The organism is Allobosea sp. BK604 (genome assembly GCF_004341515.1).
In the GTDB taxonomy this organism is placed as follows: domain Bacteria; phylum Pseudomonadota; class Alphaproteobacteria; order Rhizobiales; family Beijerinckiaceae; genus Allobosea.
In genome coordinates this window covers 1-16,595 of the sequence record NZ_SLZF01000009.1, presented here as the reverse complement: position 1 = coordinate 16,595, position 16,595 = coordinate 1, and the positions used below count along the sequence as shown (strand labels likewise).

At 65.5% G+C, this 16,595-nt stretch carries 12 protein-coding genes; 5 read left to right on the top strand and 7 right to left on the bottom strand.

Annotation, left to right across the window (positions count from 1 at the left end; genetic code table 11):
* Positions 1-30 precede the first annotated feature (30 nt).
* The 6 genes from EV560_RS25270 to EV560_RS25245 form a co-directional block, all read right to left on the bottom strand.
* Complete coding sequence (locus tag EV560_RS25270) at positions 31-2,043, bottom strand: PAS domain-containing protein (protein WP_248312197.1); 2,013 nt, start codon at positions 2,041-2,043, stop codon at positions 31-33.
* Between the two features lie 314 nt (positions 2,044-2,357).
* Positions 2,358-2,978 carry a class I SAM-dependent methyltransferase gene (locus EV560_RS25265; RefSeq protein WP_348982261.1) on the bottom strand — a complete coding sequence of 207 codons (621 nt, stop codon included), beginning with the start codon at positions 2,976-2,978 and terminating at the stop codon, positions 2,358-2,360.
* A gap of 113 nt (positions 2,979-3,091) precedes the next feature.
* A complete protein-coding gene (locus EV560_RS25260) occupies positions 3,092-4,372 on the bottom strand; it encodes a phospholipase D-like domain-containing protein (RefSeq protein WP_131858612.1) in 1,281 nt (426 codons plus the stop codon).
* Between the two features lie 28 nt (positions 4,373-4,400).
* Positions 4,401-6,005 (bottom strand): OpgD/OpgG family glucan biosynthesis protein, encoded by a 1,605-nt coding sequence (locus EV560_RS25255; RefSeq protein ID WP_165923612.1) that lies wholly within the window; start codon positions 6,003-6,005, stop codon positions 4,401-4,403.
* A 235-nt stretch (positions 6,006-6,240) separates the two neighbouring features.
* Complete coding sequence (locus EV560_RS25250) at positions 6,241-7,137, bottom strand: transglutaminase family protein (RefSeq protein WP_131858610.1); 897 nt, start codon at positions 7,135-7,137, stop codon at positions 6,241-6,243.
* A 64-nt stretch (positions 7,138-7,201) separates the two neighbouring features.
* Positions 7,202-9,349 carry a mechanosensitive ion channel family protein gene (locus tag EV560_RS25245; RefSeq protein WP_131858609.1) on the bottom strand — a complete coding sequence of 716 codons (2,148 nt, stop codon included), beginning with the start codon at positions 9,347-9,349 and terminating at the stop codon, positions 7,202-7,204.
* A 575-nt stretch (positions 9,350-9,924) separates the two neighbouring features.
* Between EV560_RS25245 and EV560_RS25240 the strand changes: the two genes are divergently transcribed.
* Genes EV560_RS25240 through fabI form a run of 4 tightly spaced genes read left to right on the top strand, consistent with a single transcriptional unit; the run spans position 9,925 to position 15,096 of the window.
* Positions 9,925-12,132 carry a DUF3141 domain-containing protein gene (locus EV560_RS25240; RefSeq protein ID WP_131858608.1) on the top strand — a complete coding sequence of 736 codons (2,208 nt, stop codon included), beginning with the start codon at positions 9,925-9,927 and terminating at the stop codon, positions 12,130-12,132.
* Positions 12,132-13,106, top strand: a complete 975-nt coding sequence (locus tag EV560_RS25235; protein WP_131858607.1) for a phosphate acetyltransferase — start codon at positions 12,132-12,134, stop codon at positions 13,104-13,106. The genes EV560_RS25240 and EV560_RS25235 overlap by 1 nt, the downstream gene beginning before the upstream one ends.
* Before the next feature lie 10 nt (positions 13,107-13,116).
* Complete coding sequence (locus tag EV560_RS25230; RefSeq protein WP_131858606.1) at positions 13,117-14,298, top strand: acetate/propionate family kinase; 1,182 nt, start codon at positions 13,117-13,119, stop codon at positions 14,296-14,298.
* Positions 14,299-14,310: 12 nt separating this feature from the next.
* A complete protein-coding gene (gene fabI, locus EV560_RS25225; RefSeq protein WP_131858605.1) occupies positions 14,311-15,096 on the top strand; it encodes an enoyl-ACP reductase FabI in 786 nt (261 codons plus the stop codon).
* Between the two features lie 105 nt (positions 15,097-15,201).
* On the opposite strand, the gene EV560_RS25220 is transcribed toward fabI, so the two are convergent.
* On the bottom strand, positions 15,202-15,498 hold the full coding sequence (locus tag EV560_RS25220) for a 1-deoxy-D-xylulose-5-phosphate synthase (protein WP_248312196.1): 297 nt from the start codon (positions 15,496-15,498) through the stop codon (positions 15,202-15,204).
* Between the two features lie 136 nt (positions 15,499-15,634).
* On the opposite strand from EV560_RS25220, the gene EV560_RS25215 reads away from it, so the two are divergent.
* Positions 15,635-16,042 (top strand): hypothetical protein, encoded by a 408-nt coding sequence (locus EV560_RS25215; RefSeq protein WP_131858603.1) that lies wholly within the window; start codon positions 15,635-15,637, stop codon positions 16,040-16,042.
* The last annotated feature ends 553 nt before the right edge of the window (positions 16,043-16,595 follow it).

Sequence of the window (16,595 nt, the reverse complement as noted above, 5' to 3'; positions counted from 1 at the left end):
ATTGACCGCTGGTCAAGACGAGTAATCGCGTCATTCCGGCCTGATGAGACTCTTGACCCGGCGCGCGAAGGCATCGAGCTGGAACGGCTTGGTCATCACGTGCATGCCATGGGCGAGGTGCCCGTGGTTCAGCACCGCATTTTCGGCGTAGCCGGTGATGAACAGAACCTCCAGGTCCGGACGTCCGACGCGCGCGGCATCGGCGAGCTGCCGGCCGTTCATGCCGCCGGGCAAGCCGACATCGGTGATGAGCAGGCTGATCGGCGTGGTGGAGTTGAGAATGCGCAAGGCCGACGCTGCGTCCCCCGCTTCGATGACGCTGTAGCCGAGCTCCTCGAGCTGATCGACGGCGAGCATCCTGACGAGCGGCTCGTCATCGACCACCAGGACCGTCTCGCCTCCGCCCGAGCGCGGCGCGTCCCCGCCTCCCGCGAGCGGCTCCTCTTCCGCCTTCGCATCGCCGGCATAGCGCGGGAGATAGATGCAGATCATCGTCCCCTTGCCGGGTTCGGAATAGATCCGGGCCGCGCCGCCCGACTGGCCGGCAAAGCCATAGACCATCGACAGCCCGAGGCCCGTGCCCTGGCCGATCGGCTTCGTCGTGAAGAAGGGGTCGAAGGCCCGCGCCGCCACGTCCGGCGTCATGCCCGTGCCGGTGTCGGACACGCACAGCGAAACATATTGCCCGGGATCGAGGCCCCGCAGGCGCGCCGCGCGTTCATCCATCCAGCGGTTGGACGTCTCGATCGTCAGCTTGCCGCCTTCGGGCATGGCGTCCCGGGCGTTGATGCACAGGTTCAGCAATGCGTTCTCGAGCTGGCCGGCGTCGACATTGGCTGTCCACAGGCCTGTCGCGCCCGCGGTTTCGACCTCTATCCCCGGCCCGACGCTGCGCGCGATCAGGTCCAGCATGCCGTTGATCAGCGTGTTGACGACGATCGGCTTGGGATCGAGCGTCTGCCTGCGCGAGAAGGCGAGGAGCCGCTGGGTCAGGCTCGCCGCCCGCTTGGTCGCGCTCATGGCGCCGTTCAGGAACCGGTCCAGCTCGCCGACCCGGCCCTGCGCGAGCCGCGTCGAGATCATCTCCAGGCTTCCGCCGATGCCGGCGAGGATGTTGTTGAAATCATGCGCCAGCCCGCCCGTCAGCTGACCCACCGCCTCCATCTTCTGGCTGTGACGCAGGGCCTCTTCGGCGGTCATCAGCTCGGCGGTGCGTTCCGCAACCTGTTGCTCCAATGTGGCATTGAGCTCGGCCAGCGCCAGCTCCGCCCGCCGGCGTCCGGTGATGTCCTGGAACAGCACGGCGACCTGGCGCCGGCTCGCGGGCTCGATCCTGACGGCGGCGAGCTCCAGGAAGCGGCCGGTCTTCACCAGCTCCTGCTGGAACCGGATCGGTTCGCCGGAGTGCAGCACGGCCCCGTAGCGCGCGACCCAGGAATCGGCCTCGTCGGGAACCATCTCGCGCAGCTTCTGACCGACGACATCGGGGATGCCGGCGTGCCGGGCATAGGCGGCATTGGCCTGGACATGGATATAGTCGCTATCGGGACCATGCGGCCCGTCGAAGAACTCGATGATGCAGAAGCCTTCGTCGATCGCGTCGAACAGGCCTTTGTAGAGTGCCTCGCTCTCGCGCCGGGAGCGCTCGGCCAATGCCCTTTCGGTCACGTCGGCGCCTTCGACGAAGATGCCGCTGACGCTGCCATCCGCGCCGCGCAGCGGCTGGTAGACGAAGTCGAGATAGCGCTCCGTCACAGGCCCGTCCGGCTCGACCTGCATCGAGAAGAGCGCGCCGGTCGCGGTGTAGGGCGTGCCCGAACGATAGACGCTGTCGAGGATCGTGACGAAGCCCTGGGCGGCTGCATCCGGCAGGGCTTCGGCCACGGTACGCCCGAGCACGTCGCGGCCGCCGATCAGCTTGAGATAGCTTGGATTGGCCAGCTCGTAGCGGTGGTCCGGACCCCGCAACAGCGCCATGAAGGTCGGCGCCTGCTCGAACATCTGCGTCAGGATGGGAGCGATGCTCCCTGCTTCGATCTGCACGTTTGGATTTTCCCCGGCCCGCCGACCAGGCAAGGGCGGCTACGCAGTAACGCAGAGGCTGGCTAAAGTTTCCATATCGCGCTTTGCCGGTTCGGAGCGGCCCGGCGACGCAACAGCAGCGTCTTGATGATCGCTCCCCTCTGCACGACCGGCCGATATCGCAGGTTTCCGCTGCTCGACCGGGCGCCGATATGTCCAAGGACCCTGCGAGCCCAGAGCATAGTCGAGCGAAATGGGCACCGGTTCGTGAGAAGAAGGTGTGTCAAAACAAATAGATAGAGTATTTCCGCGTTTTGTGGACACGCGGAAATACTCTAGTCGATCGCCTCCAGCACGATGCCATAGTGAAACGGTGGCAGCTCGACGATCTTGCTGGTCCTGAAGCCGGCCGGCTCGACGACGGTGCTGACCTGGTCCGGCGCCATCCTCATCTCCGTCTTCGGCCCGCGCGGCTGGCCGAGCACGACGGTCTGCTCCCGCGGCTGCCTGTGCCAGTTCAGCAGGCCGAAGCTCCCGCCCGGCTTCGTGACGCTGCGGACGGCGCGGGCGAGCGAGGCCTGGTCCGGCACGCCGTGAAACGTGTTGGCGAGCAGCACATAGTCGACCGGCTCCGGCAGAACCGCGCCCATGTCGCGAGCATCGGCGCAAATCCATTGCCGCACCGTCGCGCCGACACCTGCAACCTCTGCCTTGGCCTGCTCGATCAGCCCGGCATCGAGGTCGAGCGCGAAAACCCGGCCGGCAACGCGTTTCGCCAGCGCTGCCGTGAAATACCCATCGCCGCAGCACAGATCGAGGACGATCATCCCGGGCTCGACGCCGATCTGCCGCATGACGAGGGCGGGATCGGGCCAAAGCACCGACCACCAGTCACGATCGGGCATGGACGTGGCTGGAAAGAGAGCGTCTTCGGCAAGCCGCTGATCTCTGGGCAAGCGAGGCTCCTGCCATTGCGCTGACCACATCGGCCGAATGCTACAGCACGCATCGGTCCTGCGCACGAACGCAGCCTTCTTGCTGCGCCGGGCGCCCAGTTCCGCGCGGGCGCTCAGATTTGCGATCGGGCCAGGCTCGCGAGCCAGTCCGAAAACCGCTCATGCGCCGAGCGCTGCTGCCAGTCCGCGACGCTATAGGGCCTGGAGGCTGCGGCGTCCTTGTCGAAGAGGAGGGCCTGCGAGCGCGCGAATTGCTGATCGAACAAATTGATGTTGGCTTCGTCGTTGAGCCGCAAGGCGCGGTCGTCGATATTCGTCGAGCCGACCGAGGTCCAGGCCTCGTCCACGATCACCAGCTTGCAGTGGAAGAAGGTGGGCTGGTACTCGCTGATCCTGACGCCCGCCTGGAGCAGGTCGCCCCACAGGTGCCGCGACGCTTTCCTGACGATGCGCGCATCGGTCCGGGGACCGGGAACGATGATCTGGATATCGACGCCGCGCTTGCGCGCCTCGAGCATCTGCTGGCGCATCAGCTCGTCGGGAACGAAATAGGGCGTCGCGATCCGGATGGTCTTCTGCGCCGAGGCGAGGGCGGTCATCAGCATGAGATGCATGACATTGCGCTGGTGGGTCGAGCTGATCACGACCTGCGCGGCCTGGTCGCCTGCCGGCGCGATCTCCGGGAAGAAGCGATCGCCGAGCAGCAGCTCCCCGGTCGCCTCGATCCAGTGCTCGGCGAAAGCCGCCTGGAGTTCCGCTGCGGCCGGGCCTTCCAGGCGGTAGTGATTGTCGCGCCATTCGTTCGGCGCGCGCGCATCGCCGTTCCACTCGTCGGCAATGCCGACACCGCCGGTGAAGGCGACGCGCCCGTCGGCGATCAGCAGCTTGCGATGGGTCCGGTTGTTGACCCGGTCGATCGTGTACCAGCTGACCGGCCGGAAGCGGACGACCTCGGCCCCCGCATCCTGCATCCGCTGGATCAGCCGCTCGTCCATCGGCAGGCTGCCGACCCAGTCGAGCAGCACTTTGACGCTCAGCCCCTCGCGCGCCTTGGCTGCGAGCGCATCGGCGAATTCCTCCGCAATGGCGCCGCGCCAGTAGATATAGGTCTCGAAGCTGATGGTTTTCCTGGCCTCGCGGATGGCGCGCAGCATCGACGGAAAGATCTGGACGCCGTTGACGAGCGTCTCGACCCGGTTCCCCGGGACATAGTTCGACCCGAAGAGCGCGCCCATGGAGGTCCTGAGCTGCTGGTCCGATGACGCCAGGTTATGCGGCAGCGGCGCCTTCAGCTCCTGGGGCTCGGGCAGCAGGCTGCCGACCAGCAGGCAGCCCAGCACGCCCAGGCAGGCCGAGAGGACTCCGATGATGACCGGATGCCGTCGAAGCTTCATTGGCTCGCGTACCTGGAAGGCAGGGGCGTCAATTGCGTGCGGGGGCCTGCGTCGGCGGCTGTGCCCGGCTGGAGTCGCCCGGCGGAACCGACCAGGTCGCCGTCCAGGTCTCGCTCAATGTCCGGTTTCGCGCGCGCAGGAACATGCGCAGCTCGGCCGATTGACCGTCGGGCAAGGTCGCATCGACGATCGCGCGCACGCCTTTCAAGGGGCCGTGGAACGCGACGATCCTTGAATTGACCGCGCCGCCGGTCATGGTCGCGACCAGCTCCAGTCGCTCGGGCTCGCTCTGGTAATAGGCGAGGTCGCCGCCGGCAAAGTCGACGATGAAGCGCTTGGTGCCGTTGCCGTCGACGACGCCGTCCTCGATATCAGAGCCGTTGAAGCTCTGCTGCACCTGCGCATAGGGGTGAAGGTGCCAGGTCGTCGTGATCGCCGAGATGCGATACTTGAATTCTGCGGCCTGTCCGCTCGGCAAGGGCGTTTTCGGTGTCCAGCAGGCGACGATATTGTCGAGGGCCTCGTTCGTCGTCGGGATCTCGATCAGCTCGACCCGGCCTTCACCCCAATCGCCCTGGGGCTCGACCCAATAGCTCGGCCTCGCGTCGTAGCGTGCCTCGAGATCCTGGTAGCTGCCGAAGTCGCGGTCGCGTTGCATCAGGCCGAAGCCGCGCGGGTTCTTGTCGCCGAAGCTCGAGATGCGCAGCTCTTTCGGATTGCGGATCGGCCGCCAGATCCATTCTCCGCTGCCGGACTGCATCATCAGCCCGTCGGAATCGTGGATCTCGGGACGGAAATCGGTGCGCTGGCCGAGGTCGCCTTCGCCGGCCTGGAACATCGAGGTCAGCGGCGCGATGCCGATCCGCTCGATCTCCCGGCGCGGGATGATCGTCGCGGTGACGTCGACATGGGTGTCCCGGCCCGGGCTGACGACATAGCGGAAGGCTCCGGCGACCGACGGCGAGTCGAGCAGGGCATAGATCACGAGCTCGGTGCTGTCGCGCGACGGCTCCTCCAGCCAGAGCGCCCGCATGAACGGGAATTCCTCGGGCCCCTTGCCGCCGACATCCAGGGCCAGCGAGCGCGCCGAGAGGCCGTAGCGCTGGCCCCGTCCGATCAGCCGGAAATAGCTCGCCCCCAGGAAGGAGATGACCTCGTCCTGCACCTTCGGCTCGTTCAGGTTGGTGGTTATCGCAAAGCCGGCGAAGCCCAGCGCCGGCGAGAGCCCCTTGGGGACAGGCACCTTGCCGTATTCGAACAGGCTGGTCGTGAACGGGATCGGGATCGCGCTGCCGTGGCTGATGATGTGGACCTGGACCGGCTTGTTGTGCAGGAAGCCGAGATGGAACGGCAACAGGCGGAAATCCGAGCCGCCCTCGCGCCAGAAGGCCTTGTCGCGGCGAAACCGGATCTCGCGATAGCTGTCATAGCTCAGCTTCGACAGCTCGTCCGGGATCCTGGCGCTCTCTGCGTCGAAAGGCTGCTTCGCCAGGGCCGTCGCCTGCTCGACGACATCGCGGTAGCCGAAGCTGTTCGTCGGGCGCGCCGGCGCCTGGGCCGGCACGGAGCGAGGCGCAAGCAGGCACGTGCCGGAGAGCAAGCCGAGAATCGCGCGGCGAGACGGTGCTGACAATGCTTCCCCCAACCCAATGAACCGAGCCGCCCGGCGAGCGGGCGGCTTCCTTAGAACATTGATAAAGAGCTGGGGTTCCCGGGACTCTCTTGGGGAAATGGGCCTTCACGCTCGTCGGTGCGACCGGCGGGCTGCGTCACGTTCCTGTCTCCCATACCGAGTTCTGCGGAGGGGCTTGCCTGATGTCCATGCGGCTTGCGGAGCCAATGCAGGGCATTCCCGGTCTATGGCCCCCTCACAAGTCGGGGACCTCGCCGATCTTTTCGACGGCCACGCTGACAGTCATGCCGAGATAATCATTCGCGTCACCGAACCACGAGCCTGCCAGCGGAATGGCCTGGGCCGGATGTCGGGCCACGGCAACCGGGATCAAATCGAAGCCGGCGCTGATCTGGTTGGTCGGGTCGTAATCCAGCCACCCGGCACCGGGCAGGAAGACCTGGAGCCATGCATGGGTCGCGCCCGCCCCGCATGTGCCGACGGCACTGCCATCGACCGCCCCATCATACAGGTAGCCGGTGACGAAGCGGGAGGCGAAGCCGAGCCGCCGCAAGGCCTCGATCATCAGCCAGGCATAGTCCCGGCAGGTTCCCGATCTCAGGCGCAGGGTCTCGCCGGGCGCCTGGGTCCCTTCCTCTTCCCTTGCCTGATAGTGGAAGCTGTCGCGAAAACTGCGCAGCATGCGGCGCAGGACATCGGTCGCCTGGTCCTGGTCGCCGGCAACGAAACTCTTCGCCCATGCGGCCAGGCTGCCATCGGGATCCTCGGCATGAGGGCGCAGATAGCCGGCGAGGTCGGTCCACTCGTCCGGAGTGTATTGGACCGGGACTTCCTCGGCCCGACGGTCCAGCGGAAACGCCTCGACCCCGTTTACTCCGAAATACACCCCGCTGACCTCAAAGGTAAATGCCAGCTCACTGCCGGGTTCAGTGAAGTCCATCACCGTGACGGAGTTGGAGCGTGAATCGCTGATCCAATGGATTTTCGACGGAATACTGGTCTCCGCCGACCAGCCGAGAAGACGTGCACTTGCTCCGCGCCGCGGCAGGAACATGGCCCTGTGCGTGCCGAAGGTGACGGGCTTCGCATAGCGATAGGTGGTGACGTGCCTGATTCTGCCTAGTATCGCCATGGCGTCCTCCTTGCATAGCAGAGCAGTCGCTTCCCGACACGAATTCTCGCCCGGCCTCGCGCCGTTACTTGCCGGGCGCGCTTGCCGCCTCAGTCTTCGTCGCCTCGGCCCTTGCGGCGGTTATGATCTGCTGTGCGGCTGCGGCGTCCTCCTCGCGGCCTTCGACATGAACCGTCGGATGGGCGAATTTGATGCCGGCCTGGTCGAACGCGGTCTTGAGCCGCAGCAGAGCCTTTCGACGTACGGCCGCCTGTTGGCCGGGCCGCGTCGTCATCTTGAAACGAAGCTGTATGGCGTAGTCGCCGAACTGCTCCACGCCCTGCATCTTCATGGGTGCGATGATGTCCGGCGCCAGTTCAGGGTCCGCTGTAAGCTCCTGGCCGACTTTCTTCGCGGTCTTCCGCGCCTTCTCAAGATCGGTGTCGTAGGTGACATTGATCATGAACTTGTCGATGACCCAGTCGCGGCTCATGTTCTGTATCGCGCCCAATTGCCCGAACGGGACTGTAAAGACCGGGCCGCGGTGATGGCGCAGGCGAACGGAGCGCAACGAGAATGACTCGACCGTTCCCTTGAAGCTTCCGCTCTGGATGTATTCGCCGACGCGGAACGCATCGTCCAGCAGGTAGAACATGCCGCTGATGATGTCCTTGACCAGCGATTGGGCGCCAAAGCCGATGGCGACGCCTAGGACGCCCGCCCCGGCGATCAGAGGGCCGATCTCGAAGCCGAGCGCGGCAAGTGCCGTCAAACCCGCCATGACCGCAATGACCACAAACAGGATATTCCGGAAGATCGGCAGCAGCGTGCGAAGCCGCGCCCGGCGGATGTCCTCGTTGGACCCGGGAACGATACTCTCCGTCGGGTCCGCGAGGGCACCATCCACAGCGGCCTTGATGATCTGCCACAGGAAATCGGCGAGCAGGAGAATGACGACGCTCGCCAGCGCACCACGCAACAGCCGCATGAGCAGGTTGTCCTGGTTCGTCAGCCCGACCAGGTCGATGTGCCAGATATGGGCTAGCCAAAACGTGGCGGCGATCAGGATGATCAGCCGGACCCCGCGCTCGAGGCACACTTCCAGGATGTTGTGTCTGATCGGCGCCGGCGCGCCGCTCTCGGTCGGTCTCAAGAGATGTCCGACTGTGGCTTGTCCGATCGATATGGCCTTGGGCAGCAGAGTCGCAAAAACGGCAATCCAGAACATGCCGAGGAGTCCGGCAGCCCAAAGGAACCACAAGGCGACTGCGTAGGCGGACAGGGCGATGCTCTTTATAAGTCTCGCGAACCTGAAAGCCGGGTCGCGATCGCCGCCCGGTCGGCTCCAGATCGCTTCGAGGCCGATCAGCAAGAGGCCAAGTCCAAGCAGATAGGCCGCCGCAAAGCGGAAATTGTCGGGAAAGCCGAGATCGACCAGGATACCGACGATGGACCACCCGAAGGCGAAATATCCGACAAACAGAGCGATGCGCCGCCGCCAGTAGATGGCGTGGTCAGGCTTGATCGGAACAATCTGATGGTCCGACCAGTCACCCTTTGCGTCCTTCGGCGGAAACATCGCGAAGTCCAGCAGAGCCAGGGTGCCGCGCGTGATCAGCACGGCCACGAGAAGCGACAGTGTGATCTGCTTGAGCAGCGGGGGCCACGCGAACAGAAGGAAGGCTCCCAGGCTGCCCGCGGCAAAGATCGCGATGCCGGCGGCGAGGGTGGCCAGCCGCAGCGCTGCGATGCGGAAGCGTTCCTTGACCGAAAGGACGGGCTGTCGCTCGAGCGACGCCCGGTAGGGTGAGCTCAGGGCCCGCCAGAATTGCTCGGAGCCGACGCCGAGCACCAGAATGCTCGAAAGCAACAGTGCAAGTCGGGCAAGGCCTGTCGTTTCCAACTCGCTCCTCAGCAAGCCGGCGGCCCGCACGAGTTGCGTCGGCAGTTGTGGGATCGCGGCAGCGGTTGCCGCGATATGATCGCGCACGCTGGTGAGGCGCGCAGCCAGTCGGCTGGAAAGCGGCGGTTCCGGAATGGCCGTATCAGCGGGGGCTGCGGCGGCTTCGATCTTGCCGGACTGTTGGATCCAGCGCCGCACGCCTGGATCGTCGAGCAGGCGCAACAGCTCCTTGGCCTCGGCGGGAGGATCTGCCTGCCGTTCCTGCCCACGCGCCCCAACCGGTCCCCAGGCGGCAAAGACGCACAAGAACAGGATCAGCAAGCCGCGCATCGAGCCCTCAAGGCCGCGTCATGAAGGAGCTGGATTTCGTCGCGTCGACACAGCTTCGTGGGTCATCGGCCATCCCAAGCCATTCCCGTGACGCTTCACGACTGTCGGCACGCAGCAAGCGATATCGGGGCGCCGGCCGGCGCGCCTGAGACACTCGCGTTGGATTGGGAACGTCAGCACAGCGCGGCCCGCCGGCCTATTGTCCTTTGGGACATCTGACGCGCGTGCAAAATCTGCTAGAGTGCAGTGCACAACGACGCTGCCTGGAGCATTTTCGAGCGAAGTGGATACCGGTTCGCGTGAAGAAAATGCGTCAAGACAAATAGATAGAGCATTTTCGAGCGAAGTGGATACCGGTTCGCCTGAAGAAAATGCTCACGCGCCAGGTTCGAACGCGTGACGATGGATATGCCCGCCGCGGAGCGCGCGAACTGTGCCGCCGCGTGACGTCAACCTCGCCGGCAGAGACTGCGGCAGCGGAGTCTCGCTCTCGACCGCAAGGCGCTGCGCTTTCGCGGGCCGCTGATGCGGATGCCCGCCGATTCAGACCTGGAGAAGCTTCGGAGGGAGGCGATATGCGCGAGAACCCGGCTGGCGTCCTGAGCGATGGCCTGTCCTACACGGTCGATGCCGGGCAGCGCTGGCTCCTGTTCCTCGACGCGTTGCGCCAGCGCGGCTTGCAATATGAGGAACATATCGCGCAGCAGGCGCCGCATGTCCTCGACTACGACGCCGAACTGATCTGCGACGGCCGCGGGCTTGCCCGGCCGGTGAACTATGTGCTGGCGCGGATCAAGCCGCCTGATGGCGTCGTCCTCGACGAGACCAGGCGGCCCTTCGTCATCGTCGACCCGCGTGCCGGCCACGGACCCGGCATTGGTGGCTTCAAGGCCGATAGCGAGATCGGCGTGGCGATGAAGGCCGGGCATCCCTGCTATTTCGTCGGCTTCCTGCCCGATCCGGTTCCCGGCCAGACGATCGAGGATATCGCCCATGCCGAGGCGGCCTTCCTGGAGAGGGTGATCTCCCGCCATCCGAAGGCCGAGGGCAGGCCCTGCGTGATCGGGAATTGCCAGGCAGGCTGGGCCGTCATGATGCTCGCGGCGATGCGGCCCGAGCTGTTCGGCCCGATCATCCTGGCCGGCTCTCCCTTGTCCTACTGGGCCGGAGTGAAGGGCGAGAACCCGATGCGCTACACAGGCGGCCTTCTCGGGGGCAGCTGGCTGACGGCGCTCACCAGCGATCTCGGCGCGGGAACCTTCGACGGGGCCTGGCTGGTCCAGAATTTCGAGAACCAGAACCCGGCAAACACGCTCTGGAGCAAGCAGTACAATCTCTATTCGAAGATCGACAGCGAGGTGGAACGCTATCTCGGCTTCGAGAAATGGTGGGGCGGGCATGTCACGCTGAATGCGCAGGAGATCCAGTTCATCGTCGACGAGCTCTTCATCGGCAACAAGCTGGCCTGCGGCGACATCAGGACCTCCGATGGCACCGCCATCGACCTGCGCAATATCCGGTCGCCGATCGTGGTGTTCTGCTCGAAGGGTGACAATATCACCCCGCCCCAGCAGGCGCTCGGCTGGATCCTCGATCTCTACGGCAGCGTCGACGAGATCCGCTCATACGGGCAGACGATCGTCTATGCCGTTCACGACAGGATCGGCCATCTCGGCATTTTCGTCTCGGCGGGCGTGGCCCGAAAGGAGCACGACGAATTCGCCTCCAATATCGATCTCATCGACGTGCTGCCGCCCGGCCTTTACGAGGCGGTCTTCGAGCCCAAGGCCGGGGCCGATACCAGCCCGGACCTGGTGACCGGCGATTGGGTCATGCGCTGTGAGGCGCGCAGCCTCGACGACATCCGCGCGCTCGGCGGCAATGATCTCGACGATGAGCGCCGCTTCGCCGCCGCGGCGCGCGTATCCGAGATCAACCTCTCGCTCTACCGCGCCCTCGTCCAGCCCTGGGTCCAGGCCGCAGCCAACCCGGCCGCCGCCGAGGCGATGCGCAAGCTGCATCCGCTGCGCCTGCAATACGCGCTGTTCGGCTCGCAGAACCCATTCCTGTCCTGGCTCGGGACGGCGGCCGACAAGGTGCGCGACGAGCGCCAGCCGGTCGGCGACGACAACCCCTTCCTGAAGGCGCAGGAGATCGCCTCCGCCCAGATCGTCAGCGCACTCGACGGCTGGCGGCAGATGGTCGAGCGCATGTCCGAACAGACATTCCGGGCCGTCTACGGCTCGCCTCTGCTGCAATCGGCGCTCGGAATCGACGCAGGCTCGCCGCGCCGGCCGCGAAGCGCGGCACGGAGCAAGCTCCATGGCGAGCTCGTCGAGAAGCGGATCGGCGAATTGCGCAGCGGCTTGTCCCGCGGCGGGCTGGTCCACGCCTGTGTGCGGGCCATCCTCTATGTCGGAATGGCCCGGGAGAGCGTCGACGAGCGCAGCTTCGAAGCCATCCGGCGCCTGCGCCGGCAGGGCGAGCAGGCCCGCCGCCTGACGCTCGGCGAATTCAAGGCGCTGACCCGCGAGCAGTTCTTCATGCTGCTGATCGACCAGGCCGAGGCGCTGCGGACGCTTCCGGCGCTGCTGCCATCCGATGCCGAGGCCAGGGAGGCCGCGTTAGCGCTGATCGAGCAGGTCGCGACCGCCCGCGGCCCGCTTGCGGGGGAGGCGGCGGACCGGCTGGAGGAGATCAGGACCCTGTTCGAGGCCGCCTCGCCACGCGACGACCGGCCGCCCGGCAAGCTCGACCTCGCCATGCGACGGAAGGCCTCGTGATGCGCGCGGCAGATGGCACAGCAGGCGAGGACGATGCGAAGCTCGCTTCCAAGTACGACCGGCTGATCGCCGCGGCTCGCGCCGGCGCTCCCGCGCTGACGGTCGTCGCTCACCCCTGCGACGCGACCTCTCTCCAGGGGGCATTGGCGGCGCGCGACGCGGGACTGATCGCGCCGGTTCTCGTCGGACCGCAGCACAGGATCAGCGCTGTCGCGCAGGCCGAAGGGCTGGATCTCGGTGCGGTGGAAATCATCGACACGCCACACAGCCATGCCTCCGCGGCCGAGGCGGTGAGGCTCGTCCGCGAAGGGCGCGGCGAGCTGCTGATGAAAGGCAGCCTGCATACCGACGAACTGATGCGCGAGGTCGCCGCCTCCGCCACCGGCCTGCGCACCGAGCGGCGCATCAGCCATGTCTTCATCATGGACGTGCCCGGCCATGCCGAGACGCTCTTCATCACCGATGCGGCGATCAACATCTTCCCCGATCTCGATGCCAAGCGCGACATCGTCCAGAACGCCATCGATCTCTGGGCCGGGGTCGGCCTCGGCATGCCGCGCGTCGCGATCCTCTCGGCCGTCGAGACGGTGACCACCAAGATCCCGTCGACGCTCGATGCGGCCGCCCTGTGCAAGATGGCCGATCGAGGCCAGATCACCGGCGCCTTGGTCGATGGGCCGCTCGCCTTCGACAATGCGATCTCGCCGGAAGCCGCCGCGATCAAGGGCATCGTCTCGCCCGTCGCCGGACATGCGCAGATCCTCGTAGTGCCCGATCTCGAGGCCGGCAACATGCTCGCCAAGAACCTGACCTTTCTCTCTCGCGCCGATGCCGCCGGCGTCGTCCTGGGCGCACGCGTGCCGATCGTGCTGACGTCGCGGGCCGATTCCGTCCGCACACGCCTGGCATCATGCGCCGTGGCGGCGCTCTATGCGGCCGCCCGGCGAGGGACCCCCGCCGTGGCGGCGGTCTAGGGTCTGGCCAATGGATGCGATCCTTGTGGTGAACGCCGGCTCGTCGAGCCTCAAGTTCCAGATCTTCACCGTCTCCGAGGGGACGCTGGCGCGGCAGGTGCGCGGGCAGCTCGACGGCATCGGGCAACGGCCGCGCCTGCGCGCCAGCGATGCCAAGGGCAAGTCCCTGGTCGATCTGACCTTCGAGCGCGAGGAGGTGCCGGACCTGCCCACGGCGATCGACAGGACGCGAACCTGGCTGCGCAGCCTGGAGGGTTTCAGCCTTCTGGCGATCGGCCATCGCGTCGTGCATGGCGGACCGGACCATGCCGCCCCGACCATCATCGACCACGCGCTCCTCGACAGGCTCGCGACCTATGCCGAACTGGCGCCGCTGCACCAGCCCAACAATCTGCTGCCGATCAGGCTCGCGATGGAGATCAACCCGGATGTGCCGCAGGTCGCCTGCTTCGACACGGCCTTCCATCGCGACCATCCGGAGCTCGCCGATTGCTACGCGCTGCCGCTGAGCTTCCATCGCGAGGGCATCAGGCGCTACGGCTTCCACGGGCTATCCTACGAATACATCGCCGGGCGTCTGCGCGAGACCCGTCCGGAGCTGGCCGCCGGGCGGGTGATCGTCGCCCATCTCGGCAGCGGCGCCTCGATGTGCGCCTTGCTGGACGGACGCAGCATCGAGAGCACGATGGGGTTCACGGCGCTCGACGGGCTGCCGATGGGGACGCGCGCCGGGCAGCTCGACCCCGGCGTCGTGCTGCACCTGATCATGCAGAACGGGATGACGGCCGAGGCCGTTTCGAGCCTGCTCTATCACGAAGCCGGTCTCAAGGGATTGTCAGGTATCTCCAATGACATGCGCGATCTTCTTGCGAGCGAGGATCCGCGCGCGGCCTTCGCGATCGAGCATTTCGTCTATCGCTGCGCCCTCAATATCGGCGCGCTGACGGCGGCTCTCGGCGGGCTCGATGGCTTCGTCTTCACGGCCGGCATCGGGGAGAACGCACCCGAGCTGCGGGAGCGCATCATCCGCCGCATGGCGTGGCTGGGAGCCGAGCTCGACCCCGAAGCCAACCGGGCCGGGACCTTCCTGATCTCGACGCCGGCGAGCCGCATCGACCTCTGCATCGTTCCGACCGACGAGGAACTGATGATCGCCGACCATACCCTGAGACTGATCAGCGCCACCCCCTGAGCCGAGGCCGCCATGACCATTCCGACCGTGAAAGCAAAGCTGCTCGAGGGAAAGCGGGGCCTGATCGTCGGCATCGCCAATGAGAGCTCGATCGCCTGGGGCTGCGCCCGGGCCTTCCGCGCCTTCGGCGCCGAGCTGGCCGTGACCTATCTCAACGAGAAGGCGCGCCCCCATGTCGAGCCGCTCGCCCGGCAGTTGGAGGCCCCGATCGTCCTGCCGCTGGACGTCGCCGTGCCCGGGCAGATGGAGGCTGTGTTCGAGCGGATCGCGCAGAGCTGGGGCGAGCTCGACTTCGTCATCCATTCCATCGCCTTCGCGCCGCGCGACACCCTGGCCGGGCGCGTCACCGATGCGCCGCTCGACGGCTTCCTCAAGACGATGGAGATTTCCTGCTGGTCCTTCATCCGCATGGCGCAGCTGGCGGAGCCCTTGATGAAGCGCGGCGGGACGCTCTTCACCATGACCTATTACGGCTCCCAGATGGTCGTCGAGAACTACAACATCATGGGCGTGGCGAAGGCGGCCCTCGAATCGGCGGTGCGCTACATGGCCGCCGAACTGGGACCGAAGGGCATCCGCGTGCATGCGATCTCGCCCGGCCCGCTGGCGACGCGCGCGGCCTCCGCCATCCCCGAATTCGACGCCCTGCTCGACAAGGCCAAGCGCAAGGCGCCGGCCCGCGAACTCGTCGCCATCGACGATGTCGGCGCCGCGACCGCCTTCCTCGCCCATGACGCGGCCCGGCTGATGACCGGGCAGGTCCTCTATATCGACGGCGGCTACCACATCATCGATTGAGCGGGAGCCAGCCGGAGCTGTCCGCTATCCCGCCATCCGGGGATGCGTCTCGCTCAATCTGTGACGCTGCGGCCGTTCATATCGTCTGCTTGCGACCCGTTGCGGTCATTGTCGCGCAGGCAGAGCCCGGATATCTCGCCAGTACTCCTCCGCAACATCCGCATCGATTTCAACCGGCACCGTGCTGCCGGGATGGAGCCGGTCCGCCCCGTCCTTGCGAGGCCCGGAAATCCAATAGTGATCCCCTGTTGCCGCATCGAAGTAGTTTGCCTTGAAGCCCCGCCCGCCTAAGCGCTGGAACTCTTGCCTGCCGTAACGCAGCGATTGTCCAGACTTGGACAGCGTGACCCGGCCTATCCGTGCAGGCCCGTTCAGCCCTTCGGACTTGTTCTCGATATACATGATGCGTGTTTTTCGGGCACTCATGGCGCGGCACTATTGTTCGAAATCGTCAATGATCGCTTTCCGCCCGTTGCGAACATTTGATTGGCCCGGTTCGGGAAGCTAGGTTCCGGAGGCCAAGTCATTGCGCCGGGTCATGACGATGCAGCTTCTGGTCGAAGAGATGCGAGTTCGCTGGAACGGGCTTGAGCGGGGCGAAATCGATCGCTCCGCGGCGGCTCTGTCCGAGACGGACATTCATCGTTGGAGCACTTTGTTCACAGCCGGCGACGTGGATGAACTCTTTCGACGCATCGCCGATGCCCTTGCTCGCGGCTTTCATCGCGGAGAGATCGAGTTCGAGTTGGGCGACTTTATTGTGAATGGCCTACATTGGCCCATGGTGAACCGGGCGAGTGAAAGCACGCCCGTGCACCCGCTACTCTGGGACGTATTCCTGGCGTTCGACGCGGGCGAATTTGGCGAGGATCCGATTCAAACCAAAACGGCGCCAATGATTGCGGCGATTGTCGCCCAATTGGACGCGCAAACGTCTAGGTCATGACTGCTCCCGACCCGGAGCGGACCTCGACCTACGCGAATATGGGTGCTCGCGCTTCGGTTGTATGTGCGAACCGATCTCATATCATGATCGCACTGTAATGGGAGCGGATGATGACCCACGCCGAACTTGACGACCTTCAGGAATTGGAGGCCGTCTCAACTCCCGGCCCTTGGTATGTGCGGCGAATGGACGACATGTCTTGCATGAGCGCAGTGGTCGTTTCGACAAAGCCGGAAACCGGACTGAACGAATGTATGCGCTTCGACACCTGGCCGACGGGAGAAGTAGTAGCTGGCTGCCTTATCCAAGAGCCCAGATACGTCGACGTCGCCGATGAACGATGGGATCAAAACGCGGAATTGATCGCTCGTGTCCGGACCTCGCTCCCTGAGTTGTTGAAGTTGGCCCGGCTTGGCCTTGCGACATTAGAGGCCCCAGCATAATTCTCGGTCCGCTTCCGACCGATACCGTTGAAAAAGTCGGCCTGCGAGCGAGGCGATCACGGGCGGCGATTTGCCGGCGAGCGTCTTCGCCCGTCACGCGGCCCTGATTT